Below are 14,743 nucleotides of genomic sequence, written 5' to 3' on the forward strand. Positions count from 1 at the left end.
TCTTCTTTCAAAACCCGAATGCACGCCGGGCCAACCGGTGCGCCTCAAAGCCAGCTCCGTCGAGTGGAGCGAAACTTCCCGTGGTCACTTCAACGGGGCTAATGACCAACCTGGCGACCTGCGCTTCGATGAGCTTTGGAACGGCCTTTTGCTTGGTCAGGGGACCGCCCAGCACCACTGCCCGGGGATTGAGCAGAGTGACGATGTTGGCCACGTGGTGGGCGACCCTTTGCATTGCCAGCTCCAGGTCAGCGCTGGGACGAGACGCGGGAGGTCCGGTTACAGCCCTGGAATCCAAGCCGTAGGAGGCCCCCCGCCCGAATCCGTGTGCTGCCAGCCCCTGGGTCAGGTCCAGTCCATCCAGGTCGCGCAGGTAGCCGATTTCACCAGCCAGTCCGCGGTGTCCGCGCTGTAGAGCGCCACCCAGGAACAGACCAGCACCCAGGCCGTCGCCCATATAGATGTACACAAAGTTGTCTTCCCCCGCCATTGCACCCAGGTGGCGCTCAGCAAGGGTGGCCCAATTAACATCGTTGTCCACAACGATGCTGGGAGCTCGAATACCAAGTTCCTGGACGGCATTGAAGCGCCCGGCCGCGAATGCCGAATTCTCCAGCGACACCGTATCTCCGGTCCTGGGATCGACCGGGTTGGCGACTGATACACAAATGGCCTCCAACGGTGAGTCGGCCGCCTCAGACGCTTTCGCCAGCAGATCCTTGGCGATGGCGATGACATCAGAACGGGCGATGTCCAGATTCACTTCGTGTTCGGCATCGAATACGGGCTTGTTGTCCATTCCGACGGCACGGACCGAGATTTTACTCGGTGCCAGCGCCAACGCGACCGAGTGTGCACGGCGGCCGTTGATCTCGAAGAGCGTCGCTACCCCTCCCCTGCCACCTCTGCGCGTTCCGGTAGTCGAAATGATTCCGTGTTCGGTCAGCCTCTTGGCAGCCTCGGAAATCGCAGGCTTGGAGATACGCGTCTGCTCTGCAATCTCCGCCCGGGACAGCGGTTCGGGGGCGCTGGCAAGAGCGGAAAGAAACTGCCCCTCGGTGATAGAGGCAAGCACCCCGTGCCGTGGCAACTCTTGAACTGTGACCATCAGAAATTCTCTCAGTTAGGGACCTTTACTGAATCATACCTTTGGGGTTACAGTTGATCCATAGTCTTTCAGTAATCAATCCTTACTGATCCCACGCAAGCACTAGAGGAAGAAAAAGACATGACTGAGACGGAGCAGACCAGCTGGGTAAATCCACCGGCGGACTACCCTGCAGCTATCAAGGCAGTCAAGAAAAAACTCCGCGCGCAGATCGGCGACGTTGACGCGCTGTTCGCGAAAATCGAAACCTTTGTCCGCGCCGAAGTCGAGGACATCGTGAAGACCAGGGCCCGCGGCGAGAGCGTCTGGCCCATCGTCCAGTACTCGGACATCGAAAACGGCACAGTCCCGCAGGAAACACTCGACCTCATTCACCGCCGTGGCTGTGCCGTGATCCGCGGCCAGGTATCCGAGGAGACTGCTACCGGATGGGACCAGTCCCTGGTGGACTACGTAGACAGCAACGACTTCGACAAGAAGTACCGCGGGCCGGCCGACAATTTCTTCGGCAACCTCAAGGCCTCGAAGCCGGAGATCTATCCCATCTACTGGTCCCCTGCGCAGATGGAAGCACGCCAGCACGAACACACCGCCAAAGTGCAGAGCTTCATGAACGCCCAGTGGAAGAGCGAATCCCAGGGCGTGACCTGGTTCGACCCGGACCAGGACGCCATGTACCCGGACCGGATCCGCCGACGCCCGCCGGGAGCCAACTCCAACGGACTCGGCGCCCACACCGACTCCGGCTCGGTGGAGCGTTGGCTCACGCCGGCCTACCAGCAGGTGTTCTCCAGCCTCTTCCACGGCGACTTTGAGTCCTACGATCCGTGGGACGCCGCCTACCGCACCGAAGTGGACGAGTACCCCTCATCCACCATGTGCAGCGTGTTCCGCAGCTTCCAGGGCTGGCTGGCAATGTCTGAAATGCAACACGACCAGGGCGTACTCCACGTGGTACCCATTCCCGCGGCCATGGCGTACATGCTCATCCGCCCGCTGCTCTCCGACGTTCCGGAAGACTCCCTCTGTGGGGCCGAACAAGGCAAGGCCCTGGGTGTTGACGAGAAGTGGCACCCGCTGCTCATGGACGCCGTCTCGGGCATTCCGGACGTGAAGCCCGGCGACTCCGTCTGGTGGCACTCCGACGTCATCCACAGCGTCGAGCCCGTAACCAACCAGAAGGGCTGGGGAAATGTCATTTACATTCCCGCCGCCCCAATGTGCGAAAAGAATGCCAAGTACGCCGCCGATGTTGCTGAGCGGTTCCGCCTCGGCGAAAGCCCGACGGACTTTCCGAAGGAAGACTACGAGGTTGAGTGGGCCAACCGGTTCAAAGAAGAAGACCTTAATGAAATTGGCGCCCGTGGCCTTGGAATTACCCGGAAGGCCCGCCAGTCTGAGCAGGCAGCGTCCGTCCGCCCGTAGCAGCAGGCTTGACTGAGCACTAACGGAGCGTCCAGCCAAACCCCGGCTGGACGCTCCAGGCTTCACCAGCACCTCGTTCTGGCGCAGCGGTCCCAGGAAGGTCTCGTCCGTCCGCTGCACAGGACACCAAAGTAAAAGAAGGTTTTGAAGATGACGAACGACATGCTCATCGCAGACTTCGTTGTGACGACTGTTCGAGAGCGGGACTACGAACTGGACCGGGCACTGACCACAGCAAAGTTCCGGGCGTCAATGGACCGAAAACTAGGCATTGTCCTCACACGACATGACTTCTGCCGTTTCTCGGTCGCACTCACTGCCGATGTCCCGTACGGCACGATTCAGGAACGGGACCAGGCTCATCACACACAGACACTTTCGCATGAGGGGCAACTCGCAGCCTGAGTGTCGGGCGGAATGACCGACCGGGAGGGTTGCACGACCCCCTTAGAAAAGAGTTCTCGATGGAACTGGCACTGATTATTGCCCTCACTGCCGCAACCGGCCTCGTCTTCAGGCGTTCAATCGCCCGGCTGCAGGCCAAAAGCTTTATGATCCGCCAGATAGCGGTTATCCGACGGGTCCTGCCGGATACATTGCCCACTGAGCGCCACATGACTCTGGTGTTCGAGCAAATTGGACTCGCCGTATGGTGCATCATGGCGCTTGGATCAGTCATCATTGCCCTCGACAGCGCATTCGCCTGATCTACAACCCGACGAGCACCACGACTGCGCTGGTTAGCCCCCTGTGTACGGGAATGAACGCCACTCCCGTCGCGCCTTTGAGGATCAAGCTGCCTCAGCATGATCACGATGAGTGCACCTCAACCGGTGCATCAGGGGCTGCTCCGACCGGGAGGCAGGCTGCAACCGCCCCCACCCGCTCTCTTAACCACTAACGGGGCGGTCCTGCATCTGGCTGCGAGACTCTTCCATAAATTGGCCTGGCAGGCCGCCAGACGGCCTCCGTGATTTGCTGAGAGCTCTTTATGGGACGATCACGGCTGATGCGGCTCGTCGGACTTCGATGCTCAATCCGCTGATCTCATCGTCCGAGACATCTTCGCTTGCCGCGCCGATGGTGATTGCGGCAACCACGGCGCCGCTTTGACTGCTGCGGACTGGTGCCGAAACGGAAAGCGATCCGAGCTGCCGTTCGTTAACTGCGACCTGAAACCCCTGGTGTTTGATGTTTCCCAAGTCTGCAAGGAAGGCTTCTGGGCTGATGGTTCTCCCTTCCGCGTCCGTCATTGGACCTACCTGGTCCAAAAGGTGTGTCAGTTCTGCCGGAGTTAGGTCAGCTGCGAGTGTTTTCCCGGCACCGAGATGAAGAGGAAGTTTGGCTCCGATAGGTAGTTCGTAGCGCAAGGGACGTAATCCGTGCACCCGTGCCACAACAGCGCGGTGCGCCCCTGTCCGGACAAAGAGCGAGGCGGTTAATCCCGTTCTCTCGGCTAGTTCCTGGAGCACCGGCCGGGAAGCGGCAACAAGGGGGCTTGTCGTTAGATAAGCGTGGGCTCCGAAGATGAGGTTTACGCCTGCGCGATAGTTTTTGCCGTCTCTCTCGACGCGGCCACGTCCTTCAAGAACCCCAAGCAGCCGCTGTGTTGTGGCGACGTGGAGGCCAGCGCGGTCAGCTATATCCACCAGCCGAAGAGCCCTGCCTGCGTCTTCGAGGACTTCAAGCACGTCAATGGCCCGTTCCAAGGACCTCATTGTTACCGGCTCTTTTTGCTCGCTCATCCCTTAACCTTCTGCTCCCTGCGTCAAGAGTAGATCACCCGCCCACCGACTCACGTTGACAGTGAGACGAGTCACTCATACTCTTGTTTAGTCATTCTTTGAGAAGTTATATCATCCTATGAGAATTCAGGAAGCGCGTCAATGACGATTGCAGGAAGTGCTTTATGTCTATAACCCAGAACTCTGAAAGCGCTTTGCGGACGCCGACAGGTCAGGCCTTGCCCCGGCTGCTGTTTCCCGCTGTCCTGGCGGCATTGGGCGCCTGGGTGGTTGTCAGCTCCACGGGGATGGGATTCTGGGTGCGCCTGGGGCCCGGCCCTGGCTTCTTCCCACTCGTCCTGGGCAGCCTGCTCGTGTTGTTGTCGCTTCTCTGGATCGGTCAGGAAATTCGCGGTGGGCGGCACGGGGCTACCTCGGAAGAGCCGGACACGTCCTCGGTTGCTGACCTGATCATCCCTGAAGAGCCTCACGAGCCTCTGCGCCCGAAGAACATCGCGGCCATCGTTGTCAGCCTCGCGGTGCTGGCCGCGCTGATGCCCCTTGTCGGTTTTCAGTTGAGCATGCTGTTCTTCCTCGTCTTTCACCTTCGGGTCATGGGCCGCAGGCGGTGGTTGCTGACCGCCCTGGTGTCAGTCGTCGGAAGCTTCGGCGTATTTGTTCTCTTCACCCGAGTTCTGACAGTGAACCTGCCGGCGGCCTCCATCGGCTTCCTGCAGTCCCTGGGCTTCTAGGAGCAGCCGTGAATACTTTCGACTCCCTCATGCAGGGCTTCAGTTTTGCAATGACGCCGGAAAATTTGCTCTACGCACTGATCGGGTGTCTGATCGGCACGGCACTGGGGATCCTGCCCGGCATTGGCGCCACCGCAGGTATCGCCATCCTGCTGCCCTTGACCGTAGGCATGGAGCCAGCTTCGGCGATTATCATGCTCGCTGCGATCTTCTATGGCACGGCCTACGGTGGAACGATCACCAGCGTCCTGCTGAACATTCCGGGTGAAGGGGAGTCGGCGATCACCTGCATCGACGGCTACCAGATGACCCGGCAGGGCCGGGCAGGCGTCGCGCTGACCACAGCAGGCATCGGATCATTCATCGGCGGTACGGCCGCGACCCTCGCCTTGGTGATTGCCGCCGCGCCCCTGTCACAGCTCGGCCTGATGATCGGCCCACCGGAGTTCTTCTGCCTCATCCTCGTCGGCATCGCGTTGCTGGCCGGTTTAGTTGGACGGTCACTGGTCAAGGGACTGATCTCCGCCGTTCTGGGCCTCCTCATTGCCATGATCGGCATCGACCCGGTGGCCGGTGCCCCCAGGTTCACCTTCGGCAGTGAACACCTGCTGGACGGCATCAGCATCGTTCCTGTTCTCGTCGGGATTTTCGGGCTAGGAGAAATGCTCTATAACGCCGGCGGAACCGCTGCACGGCCAGCCGCGCCCCGCCTCCGTCAACTTGTCCCTACAGGAACAGACATCCGCCGAGCTGCGCCGGCAATTGGCAGGGGCACTCTCATCGGCTCGGTTATCGGGCTCGTCCCGGGAGTGACATCGGCGATCTCATCGTTGCTGGCCTACAGTACGGAACGCAAAGTTTCCCGCTTCCGCCACGAACTGGGCACTGGTGCCATTGAAGGTGTGGCAGCGCCGGAAACGGCGAACAACTCACACTCCAACGCAGCATTCGTTCCCTTGTTCACGCTCGGCATCCCCGCATCCCCGGCCATTGCAGTTCTCGCCGGTGCCTTTCTGCAGAACGGAATCACCCCCGGGCCCCGGCTGTTCGTGGACAACTCGGCCCTCATTTGGACCGTGATCGCCAGCCTGTTCATCGGCAATGCTCTCCTGCTGCTCCTGAACGTACCGCTGGTAGGCCTGTGGACCAGGCTGCTGGCCATTCCCTACTCGGTACTGAGCGCATTGATTTTTGGCTTCATCGTGATCGGCTCGTACGCGGTAAACAACAGCATCATCGACGTCTTCATCATGATCTTCTTCGGCATTGTCGGACTCATATTCCGCCGCCTGGACATACCACTTGCACCCCTGGTCCTGACACTCGTCCTTGGCCCGGTCATGGAAAGCGCCCTGAGGGAGTCCCTGCAGATATCCGGCGGCGATTTCTCGGTCTTCACCACCCGTCCCATCGCCCTGATCTTCCTCATCATTGCCGCGGTCATCCTCACCGGATCGATCTTCGGCTCGAAGTTCAAACGCAAAGCACATCTGCCCATGGACGCAGCAGCATAAGCCACCCTGTCCGCCCTCTCCACCTCAAAGCACACCTCAGTACAACCAGCAAAGGAAACCCTCCCATGAAGAAAAAGATCGCAGCGGCAGCAACGGCGCTCGTCGCAGCACTGCTCGTGAGCTCCTGCGCACAGCCCCAGACAACCACCACAGGGGCCAGCGAGTTCCCCACTAAGCCGATGAACATGGTCATCAGCTTCGCCGCAGGCGGCTCCACCGACGTCGGCGCCCGTCTGATCGCTAAAGGACTGGAAGACAAGCTCGGGCAACCGGTCGTCGCCGAAAACAAGGCAGGTGCCAGTGGGCAGGTCGGGAACTCCGCACTGGTGTCCGCAAAGGCCGACGGCTACACCGTCGGAACGGTCAGCCTTGCCGGCACCCTCCTTTCCTACCTCGACCCGGACCGCGGAGCCTCCTACAAGGGCGACAGCTTCAAACCCGTAGCCCTTTACGTCCAGGACCCCCAGGTGTTCGTCGTCTCCCCCAACAGTCCCTATAAGTCGCTCGAGGAACTAGTGGCCGCTGCCAAAGCAGACCCAGGTAAACTTCGCGTCGCAACCTCAGGCATCGCGACCCAGGACCACGTTGCCAAGGTTCTCTTCGAAGAAATGTCGGGAACTAAGTTCGCTCCCGTTCACTTCAGCGACGGCGCGGCCCCGGCCACGACCGCCTTCCTGGGGAACAACGTCGAAATCCTCATCACCAACGTCGGCGACGTAAAGGACATGGTGGCCAACAACCAGGCACGGGTACTTGGCGTCGCCTCCGCCGAGCGCAACGATTTCCTCCCCGATGCGCCGACCTTCAAGGAACAGGGCTACGACTTCGAACTGGCATCCAGCCGAGGCTTCGTCGTTCCCGGCGGCACCCCCGACGATGTCGTCGCCAAAATCTCCGACGCCATCGGGGACGTCATGGATGACGAAGAAACCATCAAGCAGCTGCGCGACATGAACCTCACCCCGGATTTCCTCGGACATGCGGAGTTCAAGAAGCTGTGGGACGAAACGGAAAGCTCCTTCTCAGGCGTACTGGAGCGCGTCAAGGCGGACCTGTAGCCATGACCACTGATACTGCATCTGCCGGCCAGGAAAGGCAGGGCACCCCAATCGTCGTCGGTTATGTTCCAACGGACGAGGGAAGGGCCGCATTCAACGCGGCCATCACCGAAGCGAAGAAAACCAACAGCGAACTGGTGCTGGTCAATTCCTCCCACGGCGGAGCCTACATGGACTCCCAAGTCGCCTCAGACCAAGACCTGGAGTCGCTCGTCAAGGACGCTTCAGAGAAGGGCGTAACTGTCACCGTACGCCAGTTCGCCCGCGGCGCGGACCCTGTGGACGCCGTCCTTGAAACCATCGATGAATGCGGAGCCAGCATGCTCGTCATCGGTCTGCGCCGGAGGTCACCGGTCGGCAAGCTATTTCTGGGCAGTACGGCACAATCACTGCTCTTGCACAGTCATATCCCGGTCCTGGCCGTTAAAGCCCGTCCCGGGAACGACCTCAAGCATCCACTACCCTCCGCAAAGGACTCACAATGACTACAACGGTTTCTGCCGGGTCCGCTGACCTGGCCACAAGCTTCCGGGCTATTCCCACGACAATCATCGGAGACTCCCAGGAGCGGTTTGGCCTGCCCGCTGGCCTGCACCCGATGTGGAACAGCGAGCCATTCGCCGGAGAGGCCTTCACCGTCCTCACCGTTCCCGGGGACAACCTCGGCATCCACCAGGCCCTCTCCCACATCCGCCCGGGGCAAGTCCTTGTCGTCGACGGGGGCGGCTATGAAGCCCGCGCCCTGATCGGTGACCTGGTAGCCGAAAAAGCCAGGGCATTGCGGGTAGCGGCACTCATCATCGATGGTGCCATCCGCGACGTACTGGACATCGCCAAGATTGGCGTACCTGTCTACGCCCGTTCAGTAATTCCCGCTGGCCCCTGGAAGAACGGCCCGTTCCGTGTAGGTGCGCCGGTCTCCGTGGGAGGTGTGGTTGTCTCCCCCGGTGACCTCATTGTCGGCGATACCGACGGGCTTGCCGTCATTTCCCCGGCGAGGGCAGAGGAAGTCCTGGCCACATGCCACGACCGCCTAGCCCAGGAAGAAGCCTCACGCGCCAAGTACAAGGAACTGAAGCCGAATGACTGATCACAAACCGCTCGTCTGGATTCCCTACCCCATCCACGACTTGGCTATCGCAAGGCTCGGCCGTAAGGCCGAGGTCGTGTTCGGCTACGGGGAAGCAGCGGTTCCCTTCAAGGATGTGGCAGCACGCGTCGAAGGAATCCTGATCCGCACCGGCAAAATTACCGCCGAACAAATCGCGTCTGCCCCCCGGCTGAAGATCATCGCCCGTCACGGCGTGGGCGTTGACAGCGTTGACGTGGACGCTGCAACAGCTGCGGGAGTCGTGGTAACAAATACGCCAAATTCGAACCTGGTCTCCGTGGCTGAGCATGCCATCGCGCTGCTCCTCGCGCTGCGCCGCAAGCTGGTCATCGCCGACCGCGCAAACCAGCTTGGCCGTGGTGCCGAATCCAGGCCGCAGCTGATCGGGCACGAACTGCAGGGCAGCACCCTTGGGCTCGTCGGCTTCGGAAGGATTGCCACAGCCCTGGCCCGTGTGGCCATTGACGGATTCGGGATTAATGTCATCGCCTACGACCCGGTCCTGGGCGATGACGACATCCGGCAAAAGGGCGCGACACCGATGTCCCTGAAGGACCTGCTGGCCATCTCGGATGCCGTCAGCCTGCATGTTCCCCTGCTGCCGCAAACACGCCACCTCATCGGTGAAAACGAGCTCAGGGCGATGAAGAAGGGCGCGGTAATAATCAACACTGCCCGGGGCGGCATCATCGACGAAGAGGCGCTCCTTCGAAGCCTGGAAAAGTCTCACCTTGGCGGCGCAGCCCTGGACGTGACCGAAACCGAGCCGCTCCCGGCTGGGCACCCCTTCTACGGCCGGCCTGACGTTATCATCACCCCGCACATCGGCGGCCAGACCGAGGAATCCCTCCTCCGAGTCGCCATGGACGCTGCAGAATGCGTCTGCCAGGCCCTAAGCGGAGAAATCCCCACCGCATCAGTCAACGCACCGGAGCACTCAAGGTTGGCCGCATAACCACAGTGGTCCCGAAACGCCGAGGTTAAGTGATCCTGGGCGCTAGCACTATTGGGACGGGATCGCGTCCGTGGGCCAAATTAAGGGTACGGGCAGTAAGACAAAAACGCCTCCGGCAACGGTCAGGACGCTACAGCTTGTAACCGCTGACCGTGCCGGAGGCTACGGCCGCGAAGGCGATCCGCACATACAGGTGAAGGCGGCAGCCCCCGGGCCATGATCAGCAGTCAAAGCGAACCGCCGATGTGATGCCAAGCCTGCGCTAATCCCCCTCTTGTCCAATTCAGTACACCCCAACCTGACGTCAGACAGCATTGGAAAGACCGTCAGAATAGAGTGCGAAAACCGGTTCCTGCACATGCCCACGGAACAGTCTTAGATTTCAACCTGACAGCCCAGCGCCGCGGGAGCTGGCGTAGTGTGCTTGGCATTTGTCCCGCAGCCTGTGGAGCAAATTTCCAAGGACCTTTAGACAATTGCTTCTTCCTTCGACTTCATCGCCTTCCGTCACCACCCGGTCGACGTGGTGGCCGGGTGCCATGAAGCTTTGGGACAGTTGCCGGCCCAGCCGCCCGGTCCTGGCGCTGTCCTCGCGTCTCGCTGGCCGGCGCTCCTCATTGCCATGCGGCTTTCTGACCCTCTTTCCGCCGCCTACATTTGGCTGTGCGCGGCTAAGGCTGGGTCCGCGCCGACACGGGAGCCTGACTCCAAGGCTGTTATGTCCGCCATTTCGGCCGGGGTGAGCGTGAGACGCACGGCTGCCAAGTTTTCCCGCATGCGTGTGGAATCCGCTGATTTCGGGATGACGATTGTGCCCTGCGCGAGGTGCCATCCCAGCAATATCTGGGCCGGGCTGGCCCCATACTTACCCGCAAGTGACTGCACTGGAGCTGCCATGAGGTCCGCTCCCTGACCCAGGGGGCTGTACGCCTCCACCGCGATGCCGAGGGAGCGGTTCCTTCCGTACAGTTCCTCCTGCTGGAATGTGGGGTGAATTTCGATCTGGTTGACGGCCGGAACAACGTCCGACGCTGCCAGGAGCGTGTCCAGGTGGTCGGCTAGGAAGTTAGAGACGCCGATGGCACGGACCTCGCCGTCAGCGTACAGCTTTTCCAATTGCTTCCACGCCTCAACGAAGAGCCCCTGGGACGGTACGGGCCAGTGGATCAGGTAGAGGTCGACGTAGTCGACCTCCAGAGCCCGGGCACTGCTGTGAAACGCTTCTTTTGCGTTGCCCTGCTCGCCGTTGCGCAGCTTGGTCGTTATGAAGATCTCCTCCCTAGGGATCCCCGATGCGGCAATTGCTGCCCCGACGCCAGCCTCGTTTCGATAGGCGGCAGCTGTGTCTATGTGCCGGTAGCCAGCTTCCAAAGCATCCTCAACAATGCGCTGGGTCTCTTCCGGTGGAACCTGGAATACGCCGAATCCAAGTTGCGGGATCCGGACGCCGTTGTTGAGGGTTACGGTCGGCACGTTTGTGGCTTGGGTGCGGGACGTCATCGATTTCTTCCGTTGGTTGGGTTGGTTTTCGTTGTGCGGCTGCCCCAAAAACATCGCGACGGCCCGACGGGCAGCGCAGGACGCAATGACCGGTCCACCTGTACTCCAGCCCCACCTAATTCCCGGTGAATGCTGCCCGAAAAAGAGCGGCGGAAGAGTCTCTGGAGACTCCCGGTCTCCCGCTGAGCAGGTTAGCGGTTGATCATATGTCCTTCGGCGTCAAGGTAGTCGCGCCAGGAGCGCTTCGGCGTCCAGCCGAGCATCCGCTGGGCTTTCGCACTGGAGATGCCCGAAGCGTCGGCACGGTCAAGGCCGCGTAATTCGATTTTGTCACCGTAGTACTTGCTGAGGATCTCGGCGAAGTCGTGGCCGCCCACATTATCAGGAGAAGCAATGTAGAAGACCTCGTGTCCGGGGAGGCCTGACTCGGCGGCCAACACGATGGCGTCAGCGAGGTCGTAAACATCGACGTAGCTCCATAGATTGGGGCTCAGGACCGACGCGTCACGGACCTGCGGTCCGAGGTTTGTCTCGTAGTTGCCCTCGAACTGGACCCAGCTGGGCCGAATGGAAATGCAACGGATGTCAGAGCGGGCGATTGCGGCGTCCATAAGCTGCTCGCCAAAGTGCTTGGAGAGCGCGTAGGGGTCCTGCGGGCGGACCGAGTGCTCCTCGTCCACCGGCGCATAGTCAGGAAGGAAATCACGCTCTGGAAAGAAAAACCCGGGGACAGTCTCACTGGAGATATAAACGAAGCGCTCCACGCCAAATCGAATGGCGGCCTCAAGAACGTTGAAAGTCGCCATGAGATTGGTTTGGAGGACGACGTGAGGCGGATGCCCAGTGGGTTCCGGGATCGCAGCTATGTGTACTACGGCATCCACTCCCCGGACGACGGAGTACGCTTCCCCTGCATCCGTGAGGTCGGCCATCATGTACCTCGGGGTGCCTTCAGGCTTGCGCTCGAAGCCGGGACGCGTGAGGTCGGTGGTGAACACTTCGTGCCCGGCGTCGATCATGGCCTGGGTAGCGGCCCGACCAACCTTTCCGTGGGCACCGGTGATAAGGACCTTCATGATGTCTCCTCGATGGTACTGCTGTGCAGGTACAGGGATGAGCAGGTACCGGGCAACTTCAGGTCGCGCCGCCAGCCTAGCTTATGAGCCCCACGGCGCCTATTAGTTTACTCGCTAAACTATATGCGGGGAGTGGGCCAGGGTCAACGCCGGAGCTGCCCTGCGGACAAGGCAGGCTTCATGAGGAGAACAGGACAACCCACAACCAAGGTGCGACTCCGGCAAGGGCCACCTGGCGCCCAGGAGTGCCGACGGCCTCAGTCGGTCCGCCGGTGCTGCAGTTTGTCCAGGAGGCGGTCCACCATCCCGACGCCGGGCCCAACAGTCTTGTGGAACAGCTCAGAATGCGGGGCGCTGGGATGGGGCCTGGTGGGTGCCAGCTTCTTGGCCTTCTCCACCTTCTCGCCGATCTCCACCAGCTTTTCGCGGGGAATGTGGGCACGGAGCTTCGGGAACTGCTCAGACTCCTCGTCGTTCGCGTGGTGGGTCAGCAGCGATTCAAGCTCATTGACCGTCGCCATGAAAGCCGGGTCGGAAGGCTCCGCCTTTTCCAGCTGCTTCATCAGCTTGACGATCTCGTCGTGTTCCTTTTTGTCATGCTCCACTTCCTCGCTGCCGTTGGGCACGTGGTCCTCGATGGCGGGGTAGACGTACATCTCCTCGGCGACGGCATGGCGCATTACCTCGGCGATGAGGGTGTCGGCAAGATCCCTGCGTTCGGTCCCATCGGCCGCGCCCTTGATCTCCCCGATCAGTACCACCATGTCCTGGTGGTCACTGGTCAGGATGTCCACGACGTCCACGTTCGTTCCGGCGGAATTGGTATCACTCATGACCTGTCCCTCCTGCTGGATCGCTCCCTGCGAGCGACGTAAGACGGTCAAAGTACCACGCACCACCAGCCCGATCCAGAGACTTTCGCAGCTGCCCTTAGTGGGCCAGGCGCTGCCCGTCCGCCATGGAATGCACGGGAGCCACGACATGCATGGGCGCCACCGAGTGCACGGAAGCAAGGCCATGCACGGAAGACACGGCAGGCCTGGCAGGGACCACAGGGATGGAACCGGTAAGAACCTCGACGACGGCCAGCTGGCCTGTGGAGTCAGGGACTCCGGGGTACTGAACGTGGGAAGCATCAGCAGGTGCCGGCGGAGCCTCGGCAGACCGCATCCGCACCAGGGCAACCGCGGAAATAAGGAACCAGGCCACGTTGGTCACTACGGACGGCCAGGCCCCATGGACCGTGCCGTTAATAATAAAAGCGACAGACCCGAACAGATTCGCGGTCTGGAAGCCCTTGCCGGCCTTCAGCCAGCCCATGGAAACGGAGAGGTAGGCACTGAGGATCGCAGCCGCCCCTGCCCAGCCGGCAATTTCCCACAGCAGTTCCATGGCGTCCTTTCGAGGGTCCCGCGCAGTATCCGGGCAGGGGATTGGATAGTGATTCAAGGGTTTTTGCCGGATGCTGCGTTGACTCGAGCCCTGTTCGGGCGAGGACCTCATGCTGGCCAGCGGCATAATCATACCCCGCCGGCAGGAGCCGTCCGGACCAGCAAACCGGACGCGGAAACCCGGTGCACCAACCCACTTCGAAACTCTGGACAAGAACCCCTCCGCATAGCACGATCAAAGCTGTGACCAGCCGCCCGCCCTCCGACCCTTACTTGCGCGAACTGACCCAATGGAGGCGCGTCAAGGACCGGATTGACCGTGAGTACGCCCAGCCGCTCGACGTCGAATCACTTGCCAAGGCCGTCCACATGTCGGCCGGCCACTTCAGCCGCCGCTTCAAGCTTGCCTACGGTGAATCGCCCTACAGCTACCTCATGACCCGCCGCATAGAACGCGCCATGGCGCTGCTCCGCAAAGGCGACCTCTCCGTCACCGAGGTGTGCTTCGCCGTCGGCTGCTCCTCACTGGGAACCTTTAGAACCCGCTTCACCGAACTCGCGGGAATGCCGCCCAGCGACTACAAACAGGAAGCAGAAAGGTCGACGGCGGGCATCCCCGCGTGCGTCGAAAAACAGGTGAGCAGACCGGTCAGGAATAGAGAAGCGCCCGTTCCGGCGCCGCAAATAGCATCACTGCCATGAACAACATCACTATCTCCTCCAGTTTCCTGCCGCACACCGATCCGGACGCCTCGCTGGCGTTCTACCGCGACGCCCTTGGCTTTGAGGTCCGCAACGACGTGGGCCGTGGCACCATGCGCTGGATCACCGTTGGCCCCGCCGGCCAGAAGGACGTCTCCATCGTGCTCTACCCACCCGCCGCGGACCCCGGCATCACCGATGGCGAGCGCCGCACCATCGCCGAGATGATGGCCAAAGGCACCTTCGCCACGGTCGTCCTCTCCTCCCCCGACGTCGACGCGACCTTCGCCAAGGTGGAGGCAAGCGGGGCCGATGTCGTCCAGGAACCCATCGACCAGCCCTATGGCATCCGCGACTGCGCCTTCCGCGACCCAGCCGGCAACACCGTCCGCATCAACCAGCAGCCTTAAAAGAAGAACGACGACGG

17 protein-coding genes are annotated in these 14,743 nt (G+C 61.1%); 11 read left to right on the forward strand and 6 right to left on the reverse strand.

What is annotated here, in order from left to right; all coding sequences use genetic code 11:
* Nucleotides 1-7: 7 nt before the first annotated feature.
* Nucleotides 8-1,108 (reverse strand): ROK family transcriptional regulator, encoded by a 1,101-nt coding sequence (locus FDW84_RS02925; protein WP_138606370.1) that lies wholly within the window; start codon nt 1,106-1,108, stop codon nt 8-10.
* 120 nt (nt 1,109-1,228) lie between these two features.
* On the opposite strand from FDW84_RS02925, the gene FDW84_RS02930 reads away from it, so the two are divergent.
* From FDW84_RS02930 to FDW84_RS02940, 3 genes are all read left to right on the forward strand, one after another.
* Complete coding sequence (locus tag FDW84_RS02930) at nt 1,229-2,533, forward strand: DUF1479 domain-containing protein (protein WP_138606372.1); 1,305 nt, start codon at nt 1,229-1,231, stop codon at nt 2,531-2,533.
* A 150-nt stretch (nt 2,534-2,683) separates the two neighbouring features.
* Entirely contained in the window at nt 2,684-2,938 is a 255-nt protein-coding gene (locus tag FDW84_RS02935) for a hypothetical protein (protein ID WP_138606374.1), read from the forward strand.
* A 59-nt stretch (nt 2,939-2,997) separates the two neighbouring features.
* Nucleotides 2,998-3,240 carry a hypothetical protein gene (locus FDW84_RS02940; RefSeq protein ID WP_138606376.1) on the forward strand — a complete coding sequence of 81 codons (243 nt, stop codon included), beginning with the start codon at nt 2,998-3,000 and terminating at the stop codon, nt 3,238-3,240.
* 282 nt (nt 3,241-3,522) lie between these two features.
* Here the strand turns inward: FDW84_RS02940 and FDW84_RS02945 are convergent, their stop codons facing one another.
* Nucleotides 3,523-4,278, reverse strand: coding sequence for an IclR family transcriptional regulator (locus tag FDW84_RS02945; protein WP_138606378.1), 756 nt, complete (start codon nt 4,276-4,278; stop codon nt 3,523-3,525).
* A 164-nt stretch (nt 4,279-4,442) separates the two neighbouring features.
* On the opposite strand from FDW84_RS02945, the gene FDW84_RS02950 reads away from it, so the two are divergent.
* The 6 genes from FDW84_RS02950 (at nt 4,443) to FDW84_RS02975 (ending at nt 9,647) form a co-directional block, all read left to right on the forward strand.
* Nucleotides 4,443-5,009 carry a tripartite tricarboxylate transporter TctB family protein gene (locus FDW84_RS02950; protein WP_138606380.1) on the forward strand — a complete coding sequence of 189 codons (567 nt, stop codon included), beginning with the start codon at nt 4,443-4,445 and terminating at the stop codon, nt 5,007-5,009.
* Between the two features lie 8 nt (nt 5,010-5,017).
* On the forward strand, nt 5,018-6,523 hold the full coding sequence (locus FDW84_RS02955) for a tripartite tricarboxylate transporter permease (protein ID WP_138606382.1): 1,506 nt from the start codon (nt 5,018-5,020) through the stop codon (nt 6,521-6,523).
* 65 nt (nt 6,524-6,588) lie between these two features.
* Nucleotides 6,589-7,581: a tripartite tricarboxylate transporter substrate binding protein gene (locus FDW84_RS02960; protein WP_138606384.1), complete on the forward strand. Its 993-nt coding sequence runs from the start codon at nt 6,589-6,591 to the stop codon at nt 7,579-7,581.
* Nucleotides 7,582-7,583: 2 nt separating this feature from the next.
* Nucleotides 7,584-8,066 (forward strand): universal stress protein, encoded by a 483-nt coding sequence (locus FDW84_RS02965; RefSeq protein WP_138606386.1) that lies wholly within the window; start codon nt 7,584-7,586, stop codon nt 8,064-8,066.
* Nucleotides 8,063-8,671, forward strand: coding sequence for an RraA family protein (locus FDW84_RS02970; protein WP_138606388.1), 609 nt, complete (start codon nt 8,063-8,065; stop codon nt 8,669-8,671). Before FDW84_RS02965 ends, FDW84_RS02970 begins: the two co-directional genes overlap by 4 nt.
* Nucleotides 8,664-9,647 (forward strand): hydroxyacid dehydrogenase, encoded by a 984-nt coding sequence (locus FDW84_RS02975; protein WP_138606391.1) that lies wholly within the window; start codon nt 8,664-8,666, stop codon nt 9,645-9,647. Before FDW84_RS02970 ends, FDW84_RS02975 begins: the two co-directional genes overlap by 8 nt.
* A gap of 651 nt (nt 9,648-10,298) precedes the next feature.
* Here FDW84_RS02975 and FDW84_RS02980 read toward each other — a convergent pair.
* The 4 genes from FDW84_RS02980 to FDW84_RS02995 form a co-directional block, all read right to left on the reverse strand.
* A complete protein-coding gene (locus FDW84_RS02980; protein WP_171046629.1) occupies nt 10,299-11,147 on the reverse strand; it encodes an aldo/keto reductase in 849 nt (282 codons plus the stop codon).
* A gap of 191 nt (nt 11,148-11,338) precedes the next feature.
* Complete coding sequence (locus tag FDW84_RS02985; protein ID WP_138606395.1) at nt 11,339-12,223, reverse strand: NAD-dependent epimerase/dehydratase family protein; 885 nt, start codon at nt 12,221-12,223, stop codon at nt 11,339-11,341.
* 257 nt (nt 12,224-12,480) lie between these two features.
* Complete coding sequence (locus FDW84_RS02990) at nt 12,481-13,056, reverse strand: hemerythrin domain-containing protein (RefSeq protein ID WP_138606397.1); 576 nt, start codon at nt 13,054-13,056, stop codon at nt 12,481-12,483.
* A 97-nt stretch (nt 13,057-13,153) separates the two neighbouring features.
* Nucleotides 13,154-13,615: a CBU_0592 family membrane protein gene (locus tag FDW84_RS02995; protein ID WP_138606399.1), complete on the reverse strand. Its 462-nt coding sequence runs from the start codon at nt 13,613-13,615 to the stop codon at nt 13,154-13,156.
* Nucleotides 13,616-13,857: 242 nt separating this feature from the next.
* Here FDW84_RS02995 and FDW84_RS03000 point away from each other — a divergent pair, with 242 nt between their 5' ends.
* Nucleotides 13,858-14,316 carry a helix-turn-helix transcriptional regulator gene (locus tag FDW84_RS03000; RefSeq protein WP_138606401.1) on the forward strand — a complete coding sequence of 153 codons (459 nt, stop codon included), beginning with the start codon at nt 13,858-13,860 and terminating at the stop codon, nt 14,314-14,316.
* Nucleotides 14,304-14,726 carry a VOC family protein gene (locus FDW84_RS03005; RefSeq protein WP_138606403.1) on the forward strand — a complete coding sequence of 141 codons (423 nt, stop codon included), beginning with the start codon at nt 14,304-14,306 and terminating at the stop codon, nt 14,724-14,726. Before FDW84_RS03000 ends, FDW84_RS03005 begins: the two co-directional genes overlap by 13 nt.
* Nucleotides 14,727-14,743 lie beyond the last annotated feature (17 nt).

The sequence above is a fragment of the Pseudarthrobacter sp. NamE5 genome (genome assembly GCF_005796225.1).
In the GTDB taxonomy this organism is placed as follows: Bacteria; Actinomycetota; Actinomycetes; order Actinomycetales; family Micrococcaceae; genus Arthrobacter.

Bases quoted from the DNA above. Each gene is read 5' to 3' on its own strand.
- FDW84_RS02990 (WP_138606397.1), bottom strand. From the start codon at position 13,056: ATGAGTGATACCAATTCCGCCGGAACGAACGTGGACGTCGTGGACATC.
- FDW84_RS02975 (WP_138606391.1), top strand. From the start codon at position 8,664: ATGACTGATCACAAACCGCTCGTCTGGATTCCCTACCCCATCCACGAC.
- FDW84_RS02965 (WP_138606386.1), top strand. From the start codon at position 7,584: ATGACCACTGATACTGCATCTGCCGGCCAGGAAAGGCAGGGCACCCCA.
- FDW84_RS02980 (WP_171046629.1), bottom strand. From the start codon at position 11,147: ATGACGTCCCGCACCCAAGCCACAAACGTGCCGACCGTAACCCTCAAC.
- FDW84_RS02985 (WP_138606395.1), bottom strand. From the start codon at position 12,223: ATGAAGGTCCTTATCACCGGTGCCCACGGAAAGGTTGGTCGGGCCGCT.
- FDW84_RS02970 (WP_138606388.1), top strand. From the start codon at position 8,063: ATGACTACAACGGTTTCTGCCGGGTCCGCTGACCTGGCCACAAGCTTC.
- FDW84_RS02935 (WP_138606374.1), top strand. From the start codon at position 2,684: ATGACGAACGACATGCTCATCGCAGACTTCGTTGTGACGACTGTTCGA.
- FDW84_RS02960 (WP_138606384.1), top strand. From the start codon at position 6,589: ATGAAGAAAAAGATCGCAGCGGCAGCAACGGCGCTCGTCGCAGCACTG.
- FDW84_RS02940 (WP_138606376.1), top strand. From the start codon at position 2,998: ATGGAACTGGCACTGATTATTGCCCTCACTGCCGCAACCGGCCTCGTC.
- FDW84_RS02950 (WP_138606380.1), top strand. From the start codon at position 4,443: ATGTCTATAACCCAGAACTCTGAAAGCGCTTTGCGGACGCCGACAGGT.
- FDW84_RS02995 (WP_138606399.1), bottom strand. From the start codon at position 13,615: ATGGAACTGCTGTGGGAAATTGCCGGCTGGGCAGGGGCGGCTGCGATC.
- FDW84_RS02930 (WP_138606372.1), top strand. From the start codon at position 1,229: ATGACTGAGACGGAGCAGACCAGCTGGGTAAATCCACCGGCGGACTAC.
- FDW84_RS02945 (WP_138606378.1), bottom strand. From the start codon at position 4,278: ATGAGCGAGCAAAAAGAGCCGGTAACAATGAGGTCCTTGGAACGGGCC.
- FDW84_RS02925 (WP_138606370.1), bottom strand. From the start codon at position 1,108: ATGGTCACAGTTCAAGAGTTGCCACGGCACGGGGTGCTTGCCTCTATC.